This is a genomic window from Enterococcus sp. DIV0901a (genome assembly GCF_051711525.1).
In the GTDB taxonomy this organism is placed as follows: Bacteria; Bacillota; Bacilli; order Lactobacillales; family Enterococcaceae; genus Enterococcus_B; species Enterococcus_B faecium.
Genome location: NZ_JBIOMW010000001.1, coordinates 1,657,788 through 1,681,549, shown reverse-complemented (window position 1 = coordinate 1,681,549; position 23,762 = coordinate 1,657,788). Strand labels below are relative to the sequence as shown.

The window sequence follows — 23,762 nt, the reverse complement described above, 5'->3', positions numbered from 1 at the left end:
AAGAGTTGGCAGGAGAACACCGTTTAAGGAAGAAGTTGTAAAATCAGCATTTTGAGCTAATACTGAGGGTCATCTGATTGGACACTGTTTATTCGGAAAGAGGGACTTTGACACGACTTTGGTCACAGTCCCTTTTTTTATTTATGATAGACGGAAAGCCAATCATTTTATTATTCATCAAAAGAGATAGAATAGATAAAAGAGGAGAATAATTTATTCCGAAAAGTGAAAACATATAACAAAAAATTAGAGGAAATCAAATGAATGAAAAAGAATGGGATGAATTTGCTGAAGAATATTATGAAATCCAGCAAGAATCGCAAGTAACTATTGCTGAAGATGTAAAAAATTATCTGAAAACGGAGAAAGTCCTGCCTGCTGAAACAGCAGCAGACGTTGCTGGAGGATCTGGCAGATTTCTTTCCTTAGCAAAAGAAATTAATCGCTATGATTTGATCGATTTTTCTTCAGGAATGCTAGAAAATGCAAAAAAAGAAGCAGAAAAAAATGAGTTGCCAAATGTTTCCTTTATCAAACAGTCGTTAGAAGAATTTATCCAATCAAATGAGACATATGAAATGGTTTTTACAGCAGCAAATCCAGCATTGGTACATCTTATTCAATTAGAAAAATTGATGAAAAAGTCAAGCAAATGGTGCGTGATAATCAGAGTAGTGGAATCAATCGATGATGTTTTTTATCCTATCGAAAAGCAACTAGGAATGATAGAAGAAGATCCTAATACATCGCCAGTTGTAATGGATCAATTTGAAACATACTTAATTGATGAAGGATTCAAAGTGAAGAAAAAAGATTTTACTTATTTTACACAGGAATCAATTACTGAAGAATTGATGAAGCTATACTATGACGCGTACGCAAAAGATCCTGTTGTGACTAGGTACATTCGCAAACTATTCAGTGAAAAACGAGAAATCCTTAGTACGACTAAGCTGACCTATAGACTGCTCCTTTGGTCCGCAGATAAAAAAAGAACCTTTCACGACTCGTGAAGGGTTCTTTTTATGATTTTATTATATTTTGTAGTAACGAATATCATTTTCGATCTTTGTAATCGAAAAAGGTACATCTGAAGTATATTCTGCACATTCTCCGTGTTCAGGAAGCGTCTCACTGAAAATCGTTTCATATTCGTCAACAGTGATCCGTGTTCGAGAATCTAGCATCTCTTGATGAGATTGTGCGAAGAGATATTCTTGATAGTTTTCTTCCAGATAACCTGTAAAAAATTCACTTACTGCACCAGAACCGTAGCTGAATAGACCGATGCGATCTCCTGGCTGTAGTGATTTCGAATTTTCCAGTAGAGAAGTTAGCCCCAGGTATAATGAACCAGTGTAAAGATTACCGATTCGTCGGCTGTAACGGATGCTTTCTTCATAGCGAGCCATAAGACGTTCCTGATTTTCTTCGTCTGTTTGGTCTAATACGCTTTGCAATGCCTTTTTTCCCATCTTAGTATACGGAATATGGAAAGCAATCGCCTGATAATCTTCGAGTCCTCGACCCGACAATTCTTTATGTCGATTCCAAACTTTTTGGAATGATTCGATATACGTAGAATTAGATAAAGGACCATCAACAACAGGAAATTCGCTATAATCTGGACGCCAGAAATCATAGATATCTTCTGTCAGAAATACGCTGTCGTCTTCAATCGATAAAATACGCGGGTTTTGAGTGATCATCATCGCAACAGCACCGACACCTTGCGTCACTTCACCACCGCTTGCCAAGCCGTAACGAGCAATATCACTTGCTATGACTAGTACTTTTCGTTCTGGATGATTTTTGACATATTCTTTCGCCATGTGCAAAGCTGCGGTGCCACCGTAGCAAGCCTCTTTTACTTCAAAAGAACGAGCAAAAGATTGGATTTTCAGTAAATGGTGGATAATTACCGCACTCGCTTTTGAATGATCAATCCCGGATTCTGTTCCGACGATGACCATGTCGATTAGCTCACGGTCTTTTTCTGTTACGATTTTGCTGGCAGCATTTGCTCCTAGTGTAATGATGTCTTCATTTGCACGATTGACTGCCATTTGGTCTTGACCAATCCCTATATGGTATTTTGCAGGATCATCCCCACGGCTTTCTGCCAACTCTGTCATATCTAAATATAAATTAGGAATAAAAAAGGAAAGACGATCAATCCCTATTTTCATTTCAACACCTCTTTACTTATGATAAAAAACTTACTTTACTAAGGTATCATAAAAAGATTAAAAGAAATATAAAAAAGAGAATATTTAAGGATTGTTAAAATTTAATCTTAGAAAAAAATAACTGGAACAAGAGCTATTTGTTTTTACAGCAAAGAATGGTATATTTTTGTAGGAGGTGGCTTACTTGAAAGAAGTCGTTATGATAGATGCTGCAAGAACGCCGATAGGAAAGTATCGCGGAAGTTTAAGTCCATTTACTGCAGTTGAATTAGGCACACTTGTGACTAAAGGATTATTAGATAAAACAAAACTGAAAAAAGATAAAATCGATCAAGTAATATTTGGAAATGTCCTGCAAGCTGGTAATGGTCAAAATGTTGCCAGACAGATTGCTTTGAACAGCGGTCTCCCTGTAGATGTCCCAGCAATGACGATCAATGAAGTTTGCGGATCTGGTATGAAAGCAGTGATCTTAGCACGCCAGCTGATCCAATTAGGTGAAGCAGAACTTGTGATAGCCGGCGGAACAGAGAGTATGTCTCAAGCACCTATGCTGAAACAGTATCAGTCAGAAACAAATGAATATGGTGAACCAATTTCCAGTATGGTCAACGACGGATTGACTGACGCATTTTCAAATGCACATATGGGATTAACCGCAGAGAAGGTTGCAACACAATTTTCTGTGAGCAGAGAAGAGCAGGATCGCTATGCCTTGTCGTCCCAGTTGAAAGCAGCACATGCTGTCGAAGCCGGTGTATTTTCTGAGGAAATCATCCCAGTCAAGATTTCTGATGAAGACGTGTTATCTGAGGATGAAGCAGTTCGTGGAAATAGTACATTGGAAAAACTGGGCACGTTACGTACAGTATTCTCAGAAGAAGGAACTGTAACAGCAGGAAATGCTTCCCCGTTGAATGACGGTGCCTCTGTGGTGATCCTTGCATCCAAAGAATACGCAGAAAATAATAATCTGCCTTATTTAGCAACCATCAAAGAAGTAGCGGAGGTCGGTATTGACCCAAGTATCATGGGAATCGCTCCAATCAAAGCCATTCAAAAATTGACAGATAGATCAGGAATGAATTTATCAACAATCGATCTTTTTGAGATCAATGAAGCATTTGCAGCTTCTTCTATCGTAGTTAGCCAAGAACTGCAGTTAGATGAAGAAAAGGTCAATATATATGGAGGAGCAATCGCATTAGGCCATCCAATTGGTGCAAGCGGTGCACGTATCTTGACTACATTAGCTTACGGATTGCTTCGTGAACAGAAGAGATACGGTATTGCTTCATTATGTATTGGTGGAGGTTTAGGCTTGGCAGTCTTGTTAGAAGCGAATATGGAGCAAACACATAAGGATGTGCAAAAAAAAAAGTTTTATCAGCTTACGCCATCTGAACGGCGCAGTCAATTAATAGAAAAAAATGTATTGACACAAGAAACTGCGTTGATTTTTCAGGAACAAACACTTTCTGAAGAGCTCTCCGATCACATGATCGAAAACCAAGTGAGTGAAGTGGAAATCCCAATGGGCATCGCGCAGAATTTTCAAATCAATGGCAAGAAAAAATGGATTCCGATGGCAACAGAGGAACCATCTGTCATTGCAGCTGCAAGTAATGGTGCAAAAATCTGTGGAAATATCTGCGCAGAAACACCTCAGCGGCTGATGCGAGGGCAAATCGTTCTATCAGGAAAATCGGAGTATCAAGCAGTGATCAATGCAGTTAATCATCGAAAAGAAGAGCTGATTCTTTGTGCAAATGAAAGTTATCCTTCAATCGTGAAACGCGGGGGCGGTGTTCAAGATATCTCTACTCGGGAATTCATGGGGAGTTTCCATGCATACTTATCTATTGATTTTTTAGTGGATGTAAAAGATGCAATGGGCGCTAACATGATCAACTCGATTCTTGAGAGTGTGGCAAACAAGTTACGGGAGTGGTTCCCTGAAGAAGAGATTCTATTCAGTATTTTAAGTAATTTTGCTACAGAATCATTGGCTTCTGCCTGTTGTGCAATCCCATTCGAACGCTTAGGGAGAAACAAAGAAATCGGTGAACAAATTGCCAAAAAAATCCAACAGGCAGGGGAATATGCGAAGCTTGACCCTTACCGTGCAGCAACGCACAACAAAGGGATCATGAATGGTATAGAAGCTGTAGTGGCAGCTACAGGAAATGATACACGTGCGGTTAGCGCTTCGATCCACGCCTACGCGGCAAGAAATGGATTATACCAAGGATTAACAGACTGGCAGATCAAAGGGGATAAACTAGTTGGAAAACTAACGGTGCCTTTGGCTGTTGCCACAGTAGGCGGAGCTTCCAATATCCTGCCAAAAGCAAAAGCATCTTTAGCTATGTTAGATATTGATTCAGCCAAGGAACTAGCACAAGTAATTGCTGCAGTAGGGTTAGCTCAAAACCTGGCTGCTTTGCGTGCATTAGTTACAGAAGGAATCCAAAAAGGCCACATGGGACTTCAAGCTCGTTCATTAGCGATCTCAATTGGGGCTATTGGTGAGGAAATCGAGCAAGTTGCGAAAAAATTACGTGAAGCAGAAAAGATGAACCAGCAGACAGCTATACAAATATTGGAAAAAATCCGGGAAAAATAAAAAAGCAATATCTTTAGAAGAATAAAGCAAGATTTACAGTTATTTTATTTACTGCAGATCTTGCTTTTTTCTCTATCAGAAAATATGTTTATTATTAGAATTTTTTATAGTTAAGGTTAGGCATCTTAAGAAATCAGGCAACTTCAAGATATCTTCAGGTAGAAGAGAAGTCGCCTAACATTGTAGGATCATAGGTGATTTGTTGGACAGGTCAAGCTGATATTTGAGCCTGATGTTAGAAGGAATTTCTTTTTACTTGCTGTAGAAATTATTATATGACTAAAAAGGCTGGGATTTTAAATCCCAGCCTTTTATGACAAATAGAATTTTTATCGATCAGTAATCGCTGTCGCTGCAAATTGTTCGATCAAAGGAATCAAAGTCAATTTGACTTTGTATTTCCGTTCGAGTGCTTTTTCGATAACGAACTCATTTTCAGTAGTCATAGAAATAGTTGCTAATTTACGAGGTTCATCAGCATTTTTTTCATTAATAACTACTTCATGTTCATTTTGTTCTGTGTAAAATTTAGGATACTCAGCAACGGCTTTTGAAAAATCAGCAAAACTTAAAGCGGCATTCGTATCAGTTGAGCGTGTATTTTCAGTTGTGTCCGCTTTTGGTTTTTCCGTTTTTTCTTCTGGCACACTGACTGTTTCTTCTGTAACTGGTGTCGCAACAGCTTGCGCAGTTGGTTCATCGTTTTTCAATCGTTGATCATTCCAGTAAGACACGATTTCAATAAGAAGATTGTCACGGAATCGTTCGAAAATCCCGTTTTCTCCTGAACGAATTCTCTTTAATACAGTATTGAAGTTGTCATCGATTGGCACGTTGATCCGTGTATCTTCATTTGTTTTCCCAGCTAATCCGATCGTTAAGATTTGACGGTTTTTGGGATCAAGCATGACTTGTAACGGCAAACCATAACGTCGCAAGCTCTCTTCTTCTAGAGAACGGAATAATTGTCCTCTTACACCATCCAATGAAGGACGGAATTGATTTAATAATTTTTGTTTCTGTTTTTTCTTCATATGTTCTCTCCTTCGCTCATACCCTTTCGATTATAAGAAAAAAACAGCCAAATGAAAAGGAGTAATGCAAAAAAACTTGCGTATACGCAAATTACAACAGAAAAATTTGCGTATTTTCCCGTTTTTTGAAAGAAAAATAAAAAATGGAACGGATTATGTATATATACATAATCCGTTCCATTCTTTCTATTTTTTCGGTATCAAGGCAAAAACAGGTAGTTCAGGTGAATAAATGACTTCATGTTCGTGCCAGGGTTTGACCATTAGCGAATGATCGAACCGTTTTTTCAGTTCTTCGATGATTTGATCATGTGTCCAGTTTCTTGCAGGAAAATGTTGGATTTTCTCTGCATCGATCAAAAAGACAAAATCGGAATGAAAAGTCTGGGTAACTTCTTCCGAGAGAGAATTCAAGCGTTCGATTGGATCCATAAAATCACCTTTCGACTTAAAATTGGGTAGTATCTGGGTCTTTTGCTTTGCCGACTACACCATCTAACTGATCGATTTGTTTCATTTCTTCTTCTGTTAATTCAAAATCAAATAATTCAGTATTTTCTTTGATTCTGCTTGGTGTCACTGACTTAGGAAGAGGAAGGAATTCGTGTTGCAGCGACCAACGCAAAGCAACTTGTGCAATCGTCTTGTCATGTGCTTCAGCGATTTGTTTCATTTCAGGCACATCGAAGATTTTACCAGTGCCTAATGGACTATATGCTTCGAGGATCATATCATGTTTTTTTGCATACTCAACTACAGTTGGCTGTAATTCGCCTGGTGCAAGGAAAACTTGATTGACCATTGGCATAATTTTTGCTGTTTTTGCTAGTGTATCTAGATGGTGGGGTAAGAAATTGCTCACACCGATTGCTTTGATTTTACCTGCTTCATACAGTTCTTCAAATGCTCGCCATGTATCTGCATTTGCTTGTTCCCAATTATCACGAAAAGCAACAGGGTTTGGCCAGTGGATCAAAAACAGATCTAAATAATCTGTTTGGAGCTTCTTCAATGATTCTTCAAAAGAAGACATCACAAGTTCATAGCTGTGGTTTGCATTCCATAATTTTGTTGTCAAGAATATCTCTTCTCTAGGAATTCCACTTTCCTTAATCGCTTGGCCGACACTTTCTTCATTCTTGTATCCTTGGGCAGTATCGATATGGCGATAACCTGCAGCCAGCGCTTCTTTAACAGAGGAAACAGCGACATCCCCATCAGGTGTTTGCCATGTGCCGAATCCTACTACCGGGATTTCGTAACCATTTGATAGACGATAAGTGCTTGTTAATGAATTCATACTTTCAGCTCCTTTTTTATTCGTTCAACTATAAGTGTAGCGCATTTTTCGAAAAAAAGAATCCATTTTGTTTCTACTCTTGAAATTTTTGTTTAAAAGAAAATGATTTTGATTCTGGTATTTTTGATTTTTTTTCCGTAAACTAAGACAGAAGGGAATGAGAAAATGGATATCTATTTAAAAAAAGCAATTCTGCATATTATTGACAGAGAAACTGGTTCTCCAGTCTTTTCACAAAAAGAGCTGGATCTGACAAAAGAATATATTCGTGATTTTCTTCAAAAGAAGATCCAAAAAATCTCTTCTGCTCAAACAAAAACTGGACAACTAGCAGAAGAAAGCATGATCGTTGAATCACTTAAAATCGCTCAAGAAAATTTTGTGGAAGCAAGTGAAGCAATCGTTCAGCGGTGGTTCGATATCTACCAAGAAAGTGAAGAAGCACCTAGTGCAGATGTATTTGTTGTTTTGTATGAATTAGATACAGTGATGTACTTATCTTTATTGAAAGTCAATTATCGTGAGGCTTACACTCACTTTGTTGAAGCAGACGAAGCAGGGATCGACAACCGCTTGATTTTGAATCGAGCAATTCTCGGGGCGAAAACACAAAAAGCAGATGAAGCATTCGCTGTGAATTTGACTGATTGGACCTACGAATTAATTGAAAAAAAATATGAGTTTTCTGGCAAAAAAGAGCTTTATTTTTCTGGAAGAGTGATCGAAAGTGTTCCTGCACCTTCTTTAGAAGAAAATGTAAAAGTGATCCAAAAAGTAGCCAAGCATCTTGGAAAAAAATTTGAGACAGACGAATTTGATATCATGGCTGATTTGAAAGAAGCTGTCTATGATACGATAGAAGAAAAAGGTCGGTTGGATCATGAGATGATTGCGGAAAAAGTCTTCAAGGAAAACATCACGGCAAAAATGGCTTTTAAAGAAGAAGTACAAGAGCAAGGATTTGTCCCAGAAGCACCTCCTGTAAAAGAAGTACAAGAAATTTCTGAGAAAAAATTTGGAAAACAAAAATTCAAGCTATCAAACGGGATCGAACTGATCGTACCAGTAGATGTATATCGCAACCCAGATTTGATTGAATTTGTGAATAATCCGGATGGTACGATATCCGTGATGATCAAAAATGTGGATGAAGTATTGAATCGTTTATAAAAATGACTAGAACATTAGGTGTTCAAGTACCAGTGATCAGTTAAATGAATTGTGTCAAGAGAAGGATCGGAAAAGACGAATATAACAAAAAAAGAGCGTGAGACAAAAGTAAAGAACACTTTTGTCTCACGCTCTAAACACGTATAAACGGCGGAAGCAGAAGCAACTCCTTCTTATTTCTTGGAGTTAAACGCTTCTGTCCCAGCCTCTTTTTATCTAATAAAATTTTAAGACCATTTACTAATTATCGATTTTTTCTGCCGCATTTTTAGGCACTTCAGAAGCCTTTATTTCTTCCCAGCTTAATACACCTTTACGAGGATTGACTTTGAGTTTAAGATACGCATTCATCTTTAATGGATGTTCTCTTTCTTCGCGAAGCGTCACCTGTTTTTTTTCACCATCTTTATTATAAGCCGCTTGCTTGTAGGTATAAGTCGTGAATTTCTCTCCGTTATCTGCTTGGGTAGCTGACATTTCGCCATTCGTCGTGATTTTTGTATAATAAGCTTCGCCGCCGTAAAAATAATGATAAGCTGCAAAACTTCCGCCGAGAAATATGCCTAAAACGACAAGTACGCCAATTAATTTTTTCATGTACTTCACCTCTTTCCTTATTATTAACGAAATAGAAGATTTCGTCTATTGAAAGTTGTTGGCAACAGCTGAATTTTAAACTTTTCCTCATTTTGTTCTTATTGCTTCAAAAGAAAGTTAAGGACTATCTTGAAGTTTTTCTCAAAAAACACATTTTTTTATTTATAAAAGGTACTTTTTTCGCGTATAAGACAGACGAGTGCTCTTAGTTGACTTTGACCAATATTGACGTATAATAAGCTTAGTTCGAATCTTACAAAAAGTAAGTCGGACGTATTCTTTTTGATTTAGTCAAAAAAAGACTATAATAAAAAGGTGAGAGCTGAAATTTTTCAGTGATCTATATTATTTAGGAGGTTTGTAAATTATGGCAAAAGAACATTATGACAGAAGTAAACCACACGTTAACATTGGTACGATTGGACACGTTGACCATGGGAAAACTACTTTAACTGCTGCGATCACTACAGTATTAGGCAAAAAAGGTCTAGCAAATCCTCAAGACTATGCTAGTATTGATGCAGCTCCAGAAGAACGTGAACGTGGGATTACGATCAATACCGCACACGTAGAATATGAAACAGAAAAACGCCACTACGCGCATATTGATGCACCAGGACACGCGGACTATGTGAAAAACATGATTACAGGGGCAGCACAAATGGATGGTGCAATCTTAGTTGTTTCTGCAACTGACGGTCCGATGCCTCAAACACGTGAACACATTTTATTGTCACGCCAAGTTGGTGTAAAATACCTGATTGTTTTCTTGAACAAAGTTGATTTAGTCGATGATGAAGAATTGATCGATTTGGTAGAAATGGAAGTTCGCGAGTTATTGAGCGAATATGGTTTCCCAGGCGATGACACTCCTGTGATCAAAGGTTCCGCATTAAAAGCATTGCAAGGCGATCCAGATGCTGAAGCTGCTATTATGGAATTGATGGATACAGTAGATGAATATATCCCAACACCAGAACGTGATACAGATAAACCATTACTATTGCCAGTGGAAGACGTCTTCTCAATTACAGGTCGAGGAACTGTTGCCTCAGGTCGTATTGATCGTGGTGCTGTTCGTGTCGGTGATGAGGTAGAGATCGTAGGGATCAAACCTGAAACACAAAAAGCAGTTGTAACAGGTGTAGAAATGTTCCGTAAAACGTTAGATTACGGGGAAGCTGGGGATAACGTAGGCGTGTTGTTACGGGGGATCCAACGTGACGATATCGAACGTGGACAAGTGCTTGCTAAACCAGGTTCCATTACTCCACATACAAAATTCAAAGCAGAAGTGTACGTGTTGACAAAAGAAGAAGGTGGACGTCATACTCCATTCTTCAACAACTATCGTCCACAATTCTACTTCCGCACAACTGATGTTACAGGAACAATCACATTGCCAGAAGATACAGAAATGGTCATGCCTGGTGACAACGTGACGATTGATGTTGACTTGATCCATCCAATCGCTGTTGAAAACGGAACGACATTCTCAATTCGTGAAGGCGGACGGACAGTAGGTTCAGGTATCGTTACAGAGATCGAAGCATAAGAAACGCGACTCGAATATTTTGGTAATGAAAAATGTTTAAAATAAAAGAGCGGTCCAAACAGGATTTCTGTTTGGACCGCTCTTTGTTCTTCAATTGTATAAGAAGAGATTGTAGAAGCATGAACTTTCGTTTTACTTCAGTCTCTTTTATTCATCATGAGAGTGTTCATCTATCGGTATGCAGTTTTTAATACTTTCTTCGTATCCATTTTTTCAAACCACTTATTCTACCTTGTGTCTGCTCAACTGGCGCATTATCAATAATCAGCAAAGCAATCATAACATATGCAATCCAACTATCTCTAGAATATAGAGTATAACGTGAGACCCAGTTTGTAGCGTACTTGCTTTTATATTCTCTTAATCCATGGAAAGAATAAAAATGAGAACCAAACTCGTAAACCAAGTATGCAATCCTTTCCTGTAAAAAACTCTTTCTGGAAGTTCCGACATTTGAAAGAGGGGCCATCCCTAAATTGAACCATTGGATATGTTCTTCTTTCATATAGGCAAACAAATGCAAGAACAAGAAATCCATACTGCCAGAAGGTGCTTTTTTAGGATCATATCGCATCAGATCAATCGTTCCTACTTTATTGTTCGTGTAAGTAGGCATGATCGTTGCAAAAGCGACAATTTCTTCTTGGGTATTTTTGACAACTGCAATAGGCGCTCTTTGTAGATAATCTTCAGAGAAAAAGCCTAAAGAAAACCCTTTTTCCTTTCGTGAACCCAACCAATTATCAGAGATATTTTTGAAAGTACTCATTTGCTCAGTAGAAAATGGTGGTTGTAAGACATCAAATGTAAATCCTTCTCGTTCGATCCGATTCAAGACAGCACGAGTGCCCTTCATTTTTTTCCCTGAAGTTGTAAAACTATTCAGGTCTACATAAGCTTCTTCCCCCATCTTAATGAAATCGTAGCCGAATTCATGCAAAATCATAACAATCTCTTCGCTTGTTTCGTAGAAAACTGGTAAATAGCATAGTCGATCTGTTTCTTCGATAAAAGCTTCGATTGCTTCTGGAAAATCTTCTTTCTTACCAGAAGGATCACCCATTACAATACATTTATTATTGAAGCAAGCGAATTGGAGAAGAACAGTTGGTTCACCGTCTTTTTCATAGGCAAACATCCGCTTATCTTTTAAGAAGATCAATTGACTATCGGAGTTTCCTCCATAAGTTGTAAGGATCTTCAGGGCCTTTTCTTCATTAAAGGCTTCGCCAATCTGTTTCTTTTCTCCTTGAAGGAAATGAACAAATAGAACGATCATGAAACTAACAGCGATGATGGCCAACAATCCCGAAAACCAAATCTTTTCAGAAGGAAATAAGAAAAAGGAAATAAAATGGTGACGCCGATGAGGGAAATCCGGCAGATTGTATACCCCAATAACGATGTAAAGCAAGGACAGTGCACCAATAATGATTCCATCGATCGTACGCCACTCCCATGAATAGATCAATTGTTCCCGAAATAATTCGTTTTTAGAAGCAAGAATGATCAGAAGCAGAATAGACAAGAAAACCACCGGTGTGAAACTAAAATCACTTAATAAAACATAAAGTAAAGCTAGAACAATCAAGAAGATTGTAGGCAAATATGCTCGTTTCACACGTGCTGCGATCCCTCTGCCCATAATGATTAAAAGAAATCCCAATAGTATACTAGGAAATTGGATAATAAAATGAAATTTCAATGGGTTCAAACTATGAAGCCAGCGAAACTCTGTAAAAGCTTGCGGGATAGTGGCAGAAAGTACTAGCATGATTCCAGAAAAGTATAATAAGACAACCACGATTTTATGCGCAATTTCTGTTGCTAATTGTTTAGGGATACCAGAATAACGCTGATCAAAAGTGGAACCGATATTTTTGAAGAAAAAGACGATTCCAATCAAAAACGGAATGATGTAGTAGAACAGGCGATAGAGCAAGATCCACACAACGACTATTTCTCTTGGCACACCAATAGCGGACAACCCGATAATCATCATTACATCGAAACTCCCAATTTCTCCTGGAATCATAGACACGATTCCTATCACTGAAGCAGCAATGAATAACGGAATTGTTTGCCACAGATCAATCCGGATTTCCATTAAATAACCAACAGAAAGGAAACTAAACAGGACACCGGTCCATTCCAACAATGAAACTAGCAATAGCTGTCCTTGAGTTTTAAGTGAGGTACCACCAAGGAATCCTTTCTTTTTGAAAGTAGTAAATAAAAAGACGACAGGAAAATATAGACCGCCGCCGATCAACCATATCCAATATTGCTTCAAAAAAGGAGCAACTGGCGTGAAGACTACAAGTAAAAAAGAAAGCAGACTGTAAATAGAAAGTCCAGCCATCAAAAACAAGAAAACTTTCGATAATGCTTGGATCACGTTTCTGCTCTCTTTCTTTTGTCCATATAGTTCAGAGCGAAGCCCCACACTAACAAACCCGCCGAAACCGGCAATATTGTTGATTGTATTGATCAGCCAGCTTGTCTCAAACAAGTAACGAGGATTCTGCTTTTGTTCAAGCATCCGATTCAAAATAATATCATAACCAATCATAGGTAACACAGAGACAAGACCAATCAACAGCATAAGTCCGCTTTTCCATACAGGTATAGTGGCAAACGTTTCTCCTAATTGCTGGATAGATAGAGTTTTACCGATGGACATCAATTCACCGACAATAATGACAATGACAGAAATCAAAAAGATTGTTTTGAACAGTCCTAGGTGGTTTTTCAGCCATTGTATGGTATTTTTTAACAAATAAATCACCTTCTATTCCTAATAGTTATGTTTCAGAAAGAAATTGAAGAACTTCTCGATTGAAGCGTTCAGGATCTTTTCTAGCTAATTCATGTCCTTGTTCTTTCACAAGCACAAAGGAAGCTTTTGGTATAGTTTTAGCTATATACAAAGAATGTTTTAGCTTGATTACATCTTTTTTTCCCACGATGATCAAAGTGGGGGAGTTGATTTTTTTTAAATCATTTTCTGTAAGCCCGATGTCATGCAGCAAAAGTTTGATAACTAAAAGATTTTTGCGAAGACTTGGGCGAAATAAAGAGAGTAACCATACCCATGCATAATGAATATTACTGATGACTCTGGCAGAAAAACGAACGCCTTTAACAAGCGTGTTTCCAGAATTTAAAATCAATCGATGAACTTTTTTAGGGAAGCTGCTGGCAAATACCAGTGCTAGATTTGCTCCATCACTAAATCCAAGAAAATCTGCCTGATCGATTTTTTCCAGCAACATGATCGTATTCAGATCCTCGGCCATTAACTGAAAATTCAACATAGATGCTTCGTTTGTCGAACGACCATGTCCTCGGCTATCTACTAGATACACGGTATAGTAGCGTTCGAGTACAGGGACCTGTTCTGAAAAAAAGCGGCCGCTGCCGTCATTGCCATGCAGTAAAAAGAGAGGGAAGCCTTGACCGCTCTTTTCATAGTAAATTTCGCTCCCATCTGGCATTTTTGCATATTTCTTTTCTTTTTTCACATAATCACCTACTGTGTAAAGTATAACGATTATATCAGTCATTGGGCAATTGTTTTTACTGAAAAACAACGATCATTTTCGTAAGATGACAAAAAATACAGGAAAATTCATTTTTTCTTAAGGCGTACACAGAAATCAAGGAAGAAATAGCCAAGAAGATAAAGAAATAGTAAGATAAAAAAAGATGTCAAAATAACTAGGTGATGAAATGAAGCGAAAACGATTATCTATTATCCGTATTCTTTTTTACATGATCATTCTGACGGTTATTGGTGCGGTGTTGTTTTTAGGAGGAAGAACTTATCGTTCGGTAAAACGAGTGGAAAGCTATCAAATAGAAATAACAACAGCTGCAAAAAATTATCATATGGAAAACTACGAGAATTTGATCAAGGCGATAATATTGACCGAATCAAAAGGAAAAGGGACAGATCTCATGCAGAGCTCGGAAAGTCTGCATGGAGAAGCTGAGATCATTGATAATCCAGCTGACAGTATTGATCAAGGTGTCAAATATTTGGCGGAAATGATAGTAGAAGCAAAGAAACAAGGATGCGATTTATGGACAGCTGTCCAAGCATATAATTTTGGGAAAGATTATATTGCCTATGTAAAAAATCATGGCGGAGAAAACACAGTAGAATTAGCAGAAGCGTATTCTAAAGATGTGCTGAGCCCACTTTTAGGAAATGAGGAAGGGAAACAATACCGATATTGGCGGATCCAGTCCTTGCTTTACAATGGCGGCTATCTCTATCATAATGGAGGTAACATGTTTTATCCTGATATTGTCAAAATGAATGAAAAAATAATAGAGACCTATGAAAAAGTCTTTAAGTAAAATAGCAGGAAATGTTCAATCATGAATAAAATTAGTTGAAAGAAGGAGTGCGCAAATAGTGGAAAAAAGGCAAAAAATGGAAAATCAAAAAGTGGGGTACACAACCAAAGACTGGATGTTACGGTTTGTGAAGGGAATGTTTATCGGTTCAGGATTTATCTTGCCAGGAGTCAGCGGTGGTGCATTAGCAGCTGTCTTTGGCATGTATGAGCGGCTGATTTCTTTTTTAGCCCACCTTACAAAAAATTTCAAAGAAAATGTTTTGTTTTTTCTGCCTGTTGGTCTAGGCGGAGTGACAGGCATCTTTCTACTTTCTTTTTTAGTCAGTTTTTTATTAGGTGCGTATGAAACAACGATATTATGGTTTTTTGTCGGATGTATCGCTGGAACTGTTCCTGCGTTATGGAAAGAAGCAGGAAAAAAAGGAAGAGATACTTCTGATGTGATCATCATGGTTGTTACTTTTGTTCTGGCTTATTTGTTTTTATTATACGGCGCTCAATTATTTGACGGGCAAGTCGATCAGAATTTTGGAACATGGCTGATTGCCGGCGGATTGATTGGTTTGGGTATGATCGTCCCAGGATTGAGCCCTTCTAATTTTTTGGTGTATATGGGATTGTATAAAGCGATGGCTGACGGATTTAAAGAAGTACGACTTGAAGTGATTGTGCCGATCGGAATTGGTGGGATTCTTTGTGTTCTTGGATTGTCAAAAATCATGGATTACATTTTCTCAAAGGCATATAGCAAGCTATTCCATTTCATTTTAGGTGTAGTTTTTGCTTCAACGATTATGATCATTCCTACCGATTACGCGGGATTGGGAGTTGCTGGGGTACTAGCTTGTCCTGTTCTTTTTATAGTCGGTACAGCACTAGGTTGGTGGATGAGCCGTTTGGAGGAACAATATAAGTAAAGATAGATTGATAATAAAAACAGCACACGGGTGATTCAAACAAAAAGGTTGGCATCTTTTTTGTAAAATCATTCGTGTGTTTTTCTATAAATTTTATAAAAACAAGTTGTTTTTAATCTTGGAACACGCTAGACTTAAACACGTGATTATTTTTGAAAGTTGGCGGAAAATGGAGAAAAAGAAAATGAATGGACTTACACAGCAAGAGGTAGTTCAGAAAATGGCTTCTGGCCAGCAAAATGACTACCAGGAAGATGCATCAAAAAGTACAAAACAAATATTCAGCGATAATATATTGACGTTATTCAATTTTCTGAACTTTGGTATTGGGATTTGTCTGTTATTTGTAGGTGCGTATTCCAACATGGCGTATTTAGCAATTATTGTCGTCAATATCGTTATTGGAATTTATCAAGAAATACATGCAAGAAATCTTGTACGGAAATTATCGATTGTTTCCCAATCAGAAGTACTAGTGATCCGGGACGGTAAAGAACAATCGATTTCTACTAAAGAGCTGGTATTAGGAGATTTGGTAAAAATCGGAGCAGGAGAACAGATACCAGCCGATTTACAGGTTATATCTGGACGGGCAGAAGCAAATGAAGCTCTTTTGACAGGCGAATCTGATTTGATTGTCAAAGAAACTGGAGCTGAATTGCTTTCTGGAAGCTTTTTGACAAGCGGTTCTGTCATGGCTGAAGTTATCCGAGTAGGTGCAGATAATTATGCTGTCCGCTTGACTAGCGAGGCAAAGACTCACAAAGCTATTCGTTCTGAACTTGTAGATTCGATTCGCAAAGTATCCAAATTCACTAGTTTCGTGATTATTCCTTTGGGGATCATACTATTTTTGGAAGCACTGTTCATCCGAGATGCTTCTATCAAAATTTCTGTTATTGCATCTGCAGCAGCTTTGTTAGGTATGCTTCCAAAGGGTTTGGTATTGCTAATAAGTATTGCATTAACGACAGGGGTAACCAAACTGGCAAAAAAACGAATCCTTGTTCAAGACATGTATTCAATTGAAACGCTGGCCCATGTCGATACATTATGCTTGGATAAAACAGGGACCATTACTGAAGGAAAAATGAGTATCCAGCGGGTAGAAGCACTACATCCGCTGTACGAGAAAGCCATCCCAGAAATTATGGGGACGTATCTGGCAGAAAGCAGTGATAACAACATCACTATGCGGGCTATGAGAGATTATTTTGAGCTTTCTAATCGGTATGATGTGACAAACAAAGTCGCATTTTCTTCTGATCGCAAATGGGGCGCGATGGAATTTCCAGAACTGGGAGTCGTGTACGTAGGAGCGCCTGAACGGTTGGTGGAAGAAGATCGGCTTCCGGACAGTCTAAAAACAGCCCAAGCGAATGGATATCGCGTACTTATGTTGGGGATCGCTCCAAATCAGCAATTGAACGAAGAAAAACCAGCATTTGTTGAGCCGGTTGCTCTGTTTGAAATCGATGATCCAATCCGAAAAAACGCTCAAGAAACACTAGCTTATCTTCATGAGGAAGGTGTGGATCTGAAAGTGATTTCTGGAGACAATCCTTTTACTGTCTCCAATATCGCTAGACGTGCAGGATTACCGAATTATGATGCGTATGTCGATCTTTCTCAAATTACTGAAGAAATGGAAGTGCGAGAAGCTGCTCATCGCTATACGGTTTTTGGACGAGTGAGTCCTCAGCAAAAGAAATTGCTGGTAAATGAATTGAAAGAAAGCGGCAGAACGGTTGCAATGACAGGCGACGGTGTGAATGATGTTTTGGCGTTAAGAGAAGCAGATTGCAGCATTGCTATGGCAGAAGGTGATGGAGCAACACGTCAGATTGCGAATCTGGTATTGTTGGACTCTGATTTTACTACATTGCCAGAAGTCCTGTTTGAAGGACGACGAGTGGTCAACAATGTGACGAAAGTCTCAGGCATCTTTTTTATCAAAACGATTTATTCATTTATTTTATCGATTATATGTGCCGTTACAGCAATTGGATTTCCGTTTATCCCTATCCAAATCACGCTGATTGATTTAGCGATTGAAGGGTATCCTTCCTTCTTTTTATCTTTTGAACAAGATAAAAGAAAAATCACTTACCGTTATTTGCCTACAGCACTTATTAATGCTTTACCAAATGCCTTGCTTGTAGTAGTGAATATCATTGCGGTGTATCTACTTGGAAAAACATTCGCATGGGGAAATGCTGAAACTACTACTTTGATGTATTACTTGCTGATTGGGATCAGTTGCATGGCAGTTGTAAAAGCTTGTTATCCCTTCAACCCATTGCGCATCTTCCTAGCAGTAACGACGATCGTAGGGATATATGTAGCTGCAATGCTGTTCCATGGAATTTTGGAAGTAAACTTAGGGTTGGGAGAGAGCGTAGGATACTTCTTTGTATTCATGCTCGTAAATATTGTTCTTCGAGTATTGTACTGGAAGGCTGATATTCAAAATCAGTTACTGAAAAGAGTAGCAAATTGATGCTTAATGAGATAGAAATGTGTTATACTTGAAAAAGCAATGAAATATGATACAATCAAACATGTATAATTGTGTCCTTTAAAATCGCACTGATTTCAGTTAGTGCGATTTTTTACCGGTTATTCTCCTGAAATATCTTCTGTTAAACCCAAAAGATATCAATAGAGCAGGGGGTGAAAAAATGGCTCAACGGATTCCTCAAGAGGTTATCGAAACAGTACGCAGTCAAACGAATATCGTTGAGGTGATTGGACAATATGTCCAGTTGAAAAAATCTGGTAAAAATTACTTGGGGCTGTGCCCTTTTCATGAAGAACGTACACCGTCTTTTTCTGTTGCAGAAGACAAGCAGATTTTTCATTGCTTTGGTTGTGGTAAGGGCGGAAACGTGTTTACTTTTCTTCAAGAACTAGAAGGTCTAAGTTTTCCAGAAGCAGTGGTAAAAGTGGCAGACTTCGAACAGATACCGTTAGAAGATCAATGGCGTCAGCGTACTATAGCTGTCCAAAATCCTGAATCTGCTACGGGGAAACTGATTGCTGCTCATGAAAAAGCAGCGGAAATCTATCATCACATGCTATTGCATACAAAAGCTGGACAGCCAGCTTTAGAATATTTGCAAAATCGTGGGTTGTCTTTAGAATTAATTGAAGAATTCAACATAGGTTTTGCACCTAATGAGCGTTCTTTTCTTCAGCAAGTATTCAAGAATGAATCAATTTCAAATGAATTGTTAGAACGCTCTGGATTGTTTGTCACGCATGATGATGGCCGTATGTCTGATCGTTTTTATCAAAGAGTGATGTTTCCACTTCGTAATTCTCAAGGCCAGACGATCGGTTTTTCAGGACGCTGGCTTGCACCTGAAAAAGGGCAGGAAAAAGATCAGCCCAAATACTTGAATAGTCCAGAAACAGAACTGTTCAATAAAAGACAAGTTTTATTTAATCTTGATAAAGCAAGAAGCGATATCCGGAAAAACGGAGAAATTTTGTTGTTCGAAGGGTTTATGGATGTGATTGCTGCATGGCAGGCTGGTATCAAAACTGGATTAGCTTCTATGGGGACAAGTCTAACAGCTCAACAGATCCAACAAATGGAAAAGCTGACGAAAGAATTGGTCTTTTGCTATGACGGAGACAACGCAGGTTTTGAAGCAACCAATCGAGGCATTGAATTGCTTCGGCAAAACAGTCGCTTAGCACTTTCTGTCGTAGTCGTTCCAGAAAAACTCGACCCGGATGAATATCTGCGTAAGTATGGAGAAGCATCTTTCCAAGAATTAGTGGCTCATGGGCGCGAAACAGTCTTTACTTTTAAATCACGTTATTTAAAACAAGGGAAAAATTTAGATAATGAAAAAGACAAGATCGAATACCTCGAAGAATTACTAGTTGAACTTAGTCGAGTTGTTTCACCAATCGAACAAGATATGTATCTATCTCAACTGTCAACAGAGTTTCAGATCGGCAGAGAGACGATACAAAAACAACTGCGCGATCTTCGAAGGACAAATCAGCAAAATCGTCAAGAACCTCAGGAAAGTCAACACACTCAGGTTACGAGACAAGAAACTGCACGAAAAAAGAGACCATTGACGCAAGTAGAAAAGGCAGAGCAGATTCTATTATATCGTGCATTTAAAGAAGTTTCTGTCCGTAATATTTTAAAAGAACGAGAATTTCAGTTTATTCATGATGCATATGCAGAAGTTTATTTTTTATTCGATGCATATGTCTCACAACATTATGAATTCAACCTTGCAGAGTTTTTAGACTTTTTGCAAGATGAAAATTTAAGGCGGTTGGTGGTGGAAATCGAATATTTACCGGTGGCAGAAGAAAGTTCGCCACGAGAAATCCAAGACTTGCTAGATGTGATCAGCAAATCTGGCTTAGCTGATGAAATAACATTAAAAAAACAAATGCAGCAAGAAGCCAGACGAACTGGAAACAAACAGCTTGAGCTTGAATTGACGATTGAAATCATCAATTTAACGAAACAGTTAAAACAAGCCAAATAGCTACTCAAGGGGGGCCTTCTTTTATGGCAAATGGAACAGATAAAAAAACGTATGAAGCAGCAGTAGCAGCTTTCATCAAAGAAAACAAACCCAAACGACAAGTTGTATATGATGATTTATCCAATCAGCTTGCTACACCATTCACTTTGAATGCAGATGAAATGGACAAATTGATCCAAAAGATTGAAGACGCAGGTATCAGTGTGGTGGATGAAAATGGTGATCCATCAATTCACAGCTTGAAGAGTGCTGAGAAAAAAGCTGAACAAGCAAAAACAGAAGATCTATCTGCGCCAACCGGTGTAAAAATCAATGACCCGGTTCGTATGTATCTGAAAGAAATTGGCCGTGTCTCCCTTTTAACTGCGGAAGAAGAAGTAGCGTTAGCATTGAAAATCGAAGAAGGCGACCAAGAAGCGAAACAGCGTCTGGCAGAAGCAAACCTTCGTTTAGTAGTAAGTATCGCTAAACGTTATGTAGGACGAGGTATGCAGTTCCTTGACTTGATCCAAGAAGGAAACATGGGACTGATGAAGGCAGTTGAAAAATTTGACTACCGCAAAGGATTTAAGTTTTCAACCTATGCTACATGGTGGATTCGTCAAGCCATCACTCGAGCAATCGCTGACCAAGCACGTACGATCCGTATTCCAGTTCATATGGTTGAAACAATTAATAAATTGATACGTATCCAACGTCAATTGCTGCAAGACCTTGGAAGAGAACCTACGCCAGAAGAAATCGGTGCGGAAATGGATCTTCCAACAGAAAAAGTCCGAGAAATCTTGAAAATCGCGCAAGAACCTGTTTCACTTGAAACGCCAATCGGTGAAGAAGATGACTCTCACTTAGGTGATTTCATAGAAGACCAGGAAGCAACAAGTCCAGCAGAACACGCAGCTTATGAGTTACTAAAAGAACAATTGGAAGATGTACTAGATACATTGACTGACCGGGAGGAAAATGTCCTTCGTTTACGTTTTGGTTTAGATGATGGCCGGACGAGAACATTGGAAGAAGTAGGGAAAGTATTTGGTGTTACTCGGGAACGTATTCGTCAGATCGAGGCTAAAGCATTAAGAAAATTGCGCCATCCTTCTCGTTCAAAACAATTAAAAGATTTCTTAGAATAAGCATGAACTATTGACCAGAAGAGAAATCAGTAAAACTGTTTGGTTTATTTTAAAAGAAAAAAAGCTTGAGACTACGCAGTCTCAAGCTTTTTTTTCTATAGGAAGGAAATTCATTCATTATTTTTAAGTAAATCCTAAAAATAAGCTATTGGCGTGACGTATAGAATATGATAGATTAAATGGTAGCGTAAACCTAGTAAAGGAGCCGATCGCTAAGTGATGAAAAAATGTCCAAATTGCGGATCGAAAAAAATGGAGCAGAATACTATCTGTCCAGACTGCGGTCATCAACTAACTGCAGAAGATCAGCAAATAAAAGAATCAATTGAAGAAACAAATACAGATGCAGCTATGCAGGATAAATCAACTGAAGATGCAGTCTTTCCTGATACAGAATTAAACGATCCAATCGAATGGTCGGAATTGAAAGATTTACCTCTAGAATCTGTAATGGAATTATTCGAAAAAGCAGAACCAGAAGACGAAGAACCACCTACTCACGATCAAGTAACTAATATAGAGAAAAATGAACAGAAGAAAGCAACTGTTCATGAGACTTCGGAAGAATCAGGAAAGAATCAAGAAGAAACGCTTGAATCAAAACAAAAAAGAAGAGTAGCTGAACTGAAAGAAATCGTCGATAATGAGGAAGAAAATTCGATACTATCCGCTTATATCAAAGCACATCGTGAAGATACAAAAGAAGAGCACGCGAAAGAGCTGCTCAAAATGATCAGTGAAAAAATTGCACAGGAAAACAAAGTAGAGCCAGAACATGAAGCTGAAAAAGACACTGAAAAAGACATTAGTGGAGTAAACGCTGCAGGTAAAGAATCATTAAAAACGAATGATCTAAAAACGGATATCCCGGAAAAAACTGAAACATTGTCTGAAAAACAATCAGAAGACGAGAAATCGAATGGGTTGCCGGAAGCAGATAAAAAAGAAATGCTCGAAAAAGCAGACAAGAAGGCAACAGAGTCGGATGGAATAAATAATGAAGCCGATGCTGAAACTCAATCTGCAAGTGAAGATAGCACTGCTCTTGAAGCTAAAATAGAAAAAGAAGAGAACCAGCCTGAGCTGATTGAAGCAGAAACAGAACCAATAACAATCGTGCCAAATACTGAAAAAACGCCTCAAGAATCAAACCCAGAAAAAAAAGATTTAGATAAGACACAAAAGAAAAAATCAAAAAAAGTGCCGTATCTCGCTTTAGCAGCAGTTCTTCTACTAGGTGGGGGAGGCTGGGCTTATTATGACCATCATCAAAAAGTAGAAGCCGAAGTAGCAGCAGAAGCAAAAAGACAGCAACAAATGGAAGAACTTCATGAGAAACTTGCTGCCTTTTATACAGATGATCACCATCAATTTATTCGTGCAGATATGATTCATCAAGATTTATCAAAACTAAAAAATGATTTATCCAGTCTTAAGAATGAAAAAGGATATTCAGAGTTAGAAACAACTTACCAAGATATCCAATCTAAGATCCGAGATATCCAAAAAGTGAATGAGTGGTTCATAGCACCTGCCATCGTCGATGATCATCTAGCAGATGACATCAAGTTGAAAGCAGATAAAGAGATCCAAGCAATCGAAACGGATAACACAGATTTTGGAAAATTGATTCAACAAGCACAAACAGAAGCTAAAAATCAATATGCTGAATTGCAAACAGCTAAAGAAAAAACAGCTATAGTCTTTAAAGACGGAAAAGTAGTGGATTCAGCAACACGCGACCAATACAAGACGGCAAAAGAAGCAGTAGAAAAAGTGAAAAATACAGATCTATCTGCTCAGTTGAATGAACAATTGAAACAAGTAGATAAGATGCTCACTGATAAAGAGAAAAAAGAAGAAGAGGAAAAGAAAAAAGCAGAAGAAGCGAAAAAAGCAGCTGAAGAACAAGCAAAACAAGCCGCTCAAGCAGCAGCTGCAGCTCAAGCCGCTCAACAAGCTGCGGTCGCACAAGCAGCACAGCAAGAAGCGGCATCCTCGACCCCTTCCTCTTCAAACTCAGCGAATCAGCCAATCAAATCTGCCAGAGCAAGTGATATTGCCGATGCATCTAATCCAGCATGGACGTGGGCACCAGGTGTCCAAAGCAAAGTGATTGCTACATGTATCCAACGTGGATATATCGTTGAAGGAGGATACAGATTAGAAAAAGCCAGAATCGAAAATGGGGAAGGCTATTACAATCTATATGCCACTTCAACAAAATCTGCATTGATGAAAGGCATTGGAGAAAGTGCTTTGCCATTTTACATCGTAACCATCAACTGTAAAACTGGATGGTTCGGAGGAAATGGGAGCAATTAATTTTAGGCAAATGAAAGAGGCTGTGA

17 protein-coding genes are annotated in these 23,762 nt (G+C 38.4%); 10 read left to right on the top strand and 7 right to left on the bottom strand.

Annotation, left to right across the window (positions count from 1 at the left end; genetic code table 11):
- The first annotated feature begins 260 nt into the window (after positions 1–260).
- Positions 261–1,013 carry a class I SAM-dependent methyltransferase gene (locus IGL70_RS08025; RefSeq protein ID WP_002289269.1) on the top strand — a complete coding sequence of 251 codons (753 nt, stop codon included), beginning with the start codon at positions 261–263 and terminating at the stop codon, positions 1,011–1,013.
- 21 nt (positions 1,014–1,034) lie between these two features.
- Here the strand turns inward: IGL70_RS08025 and IGL70_RS08020 are convergent, their stop codons facing one another.
- Positions 1,035–2,189, bottom strand: coding sequence for a hydroxymethylglutaryl-CoA synthase (locus IGL70_RS08020; protein WP_002289270.1), 1,155 nt, complete (start codon positions 2,187–2,189; stop codon positions 1,035–1,037).
- A gap of 184 nt (positions 2,190–2,373) precedes the next feature.
- Here IGL70_RS08020 and IGL70_RS08015 point away from each other — a divergent pair, with 184 nt between their 5' ends.
- A complete protein-coding gene (locus IGL70_RS08015; protein WP_104765456.1) occupies positions 2,374–4,815 on the top strand; it encodes a hydroxymethylglutaryl-CoA reductase, degradative in 2,442 nt (813 codons plus the stop codon).
- A gap of 329 nt (positions 4,816–5,144) precedes the next feature.
- On the opposite strand, the gene IGL70_RS08010 is transcribed toward IGL70_RS08015, so the two are convergent.
- From IGL70_RS08010 to IGL70_RS08000, 3 genes are all read right to left on the bottom strand, one after another.
- On the bottom strand, positions 5,145–5,849 hold the full coding sequence (locus tag IGL70_RS08010; RefSeq protein WP_002289272.1) for a hypothetical protein: 705 nt from the start codon (positions 5,847–5,849) through the stop codon (positions 5,145–5,147).
- Between the two features lie 186 nt (positions 5,850–6,035).
- A complete protein-coding gene (locus IGL70_RS08005; RefSeq protein ID WP_002289275.1) occupies positions 6,036–6,281 on the bottom strand; it encodes a hypothetical protein in 246 nt (81 codons plus the stop codon).
- Positions 6,282–6,297: 16 nt separating this feature from the next.
- On the bottom strand, positions 6,298–7,149 hold the full coding sequence (locus tag IGL70_RS08000) for an aldo/keto reductase (RefSeq protein WP_002319269.1): 852 nt from the start codon (positions 7,147–7,149) through the stop codon (positions 6,298–6,300).
- 165 nt (positions 7,150–7,314) lie between these two features.
- Between IGL70_RS08000 and IGL70_RS07995 the strand changes: the two genes are divergently transcribed.
- Positions 7,315–8,319 (top strand): nucleoid-associated protein, encoded by a 1,005-nt coding sequence (locus IGL70_RS07995; RefSeq protein WP_104765457.1) that lies wholly within the window; start codon positions 7,315–7,317, stop codon positions 8,317–8,319.
- Between the two features lie 240 nt (positions 8,320–8,559).
- On the opposite strand, the gene IGL70_RS07990 is transcribed toward IGL70_RS07995, so the two are convergent.
- Positions 8,560–8,916 carry a YxeA family protein gene (locus IGL70_RS07990; protein ID WP_002289464.1) on the bottom strand — a complete coding sequence of 119 codons (357 nt, stop codon included), beginning with the start codon at positions 8,914–8,916 and terminating at the stop codon, positions 8,560–8,562.
- A 367-nt stretch (positions 8,917–9,283) separates the two neighbouring features.
- Here IGL70_RS07990 and tuf point away from each other — a divergent pair, with 367 nt between their 5' ends.
- Positions 9,284–10,471: an elongation factor Tu gene (gene tuf, locus IGL70_RS07985; protein WP_002289463.1), complete on the top strand. Its 1,188-nt coding sequence runs from the start codon at positions 9,284–9,286 to the stop codon at positions 10,469–10,471.
- Between the two features lie 187 nt (positions 10,472–10,658).
- Here the strand turns inward: tuf and mprF are convergent, their stop codons facing one another.
- Together mprF and IGL70_RS07975 are read right to left on the bottom strand one after the other, a co-directional pair.
- Positions 10,659–13,250: a bifunctional lysylphosphatidylglycerol flippase/synthetase MprF gene (gene mprF, locus IGL70_RS07980; protein WP_002300997.1), complete on the bottom strand. Its 2,592-nt coding sequence runs from the start codon at positions 13,248–13,250 to the stop codon at positions 10,659–10,661.
- Positions 13,251–13,275: 25 nt separating this feature from the next.
- A complete protein-coding gene (locus IGL70_RS07975; RefSeq protein ID WP_002289461.1) occupies positions 13,276–14,037 on the bottom strand; it encodes an alpha/beta fold hydrolase in 762 nt (253 codons plus the stop codon).
- Between the two features lie 166 nt (positions 14,038–14,203).
- Between IGL70_RS07975 and IGL70_RS07970 the strand changes: the two genes are divergently transcribed.
- The 6 genes from IGL70_RS07970 (at position 14,204) to IGL70_RS07945 (ending at position 23,736) form a co-directional block, all read left to right on the top strand.
- On the top strand, positions 14,204–14,836 hold the full coding sequence (locus IGL70_RS07970; protein ID WP_002289460.1) for a lysozyme family protein: 633 nt from the start codon (positions 14,204–14,206) through the stop codon (positions 14,834–14,836).
- 58 nt (positions 14,837–14,894) lie between these two features.
- On the top strand, positions 14,895–15,755 hold the full coding sequence (locus IGL70_RS07965) for a DUF368 domain-containing protein (protein WP_104873791.1): 861 nt from the start codon (positions 14,895–14,897) through the stop codon (positions 15,753–15,755).
- 184 nt (positions 15,756–15,939) lie between these two features.
- A complete protein-coding gene (locus IGL70_RS07960) occupies positions 15,940–18,255 on the top strand; it encodes a cation-translocating P-type ATPase (RefSeq protein WP_002303731.1) in 2,316 nt (771 codons plus the stop codon).
- 181 nt (positions 18,256–18,436) lie between these two features.
- Positions 18,437–20,278 carry a DNA primase gene (gene dnaG / locus IGL70_RS07955; protein ID WP_025476769.1) on the top strand — a complete coding sequence of 614 codons (1,842 nt, stop codon included), beginning with the start codon at positions 18,437–18,439 and terminating at the stop codon, positions 20,276–20,278.
- A 23-nt stretch (positions 20,279–20,301) separates the two neighbouring features.
- On the top strand, positions 20,302–21,411 hold the full coding sequence (gene rpoD / locus IGL70_RS07950; RefSeq protein ID WP_002289498.1) for an RNA polymerase sigma factor RpoD: 1,110 nt from the start codon (positions 20,302–20,304) through the stop codon (positions 21,409–21,411).
- A 219-nt stretch (positions 21,412–21,630) separates the two neighbouring features.
- A complete protein-coding gene (locus IGL70_RS07945) occupies positions 21,631–23,736 on the top strand; it encodes a cell division site-positioning protein MapZ family protein (protein ID WP_104873793.1) in 2,106 nt (701 codons plus the stop codon).
- Positions 23,737–23,762: the final 26 nt, after the last annotated feature.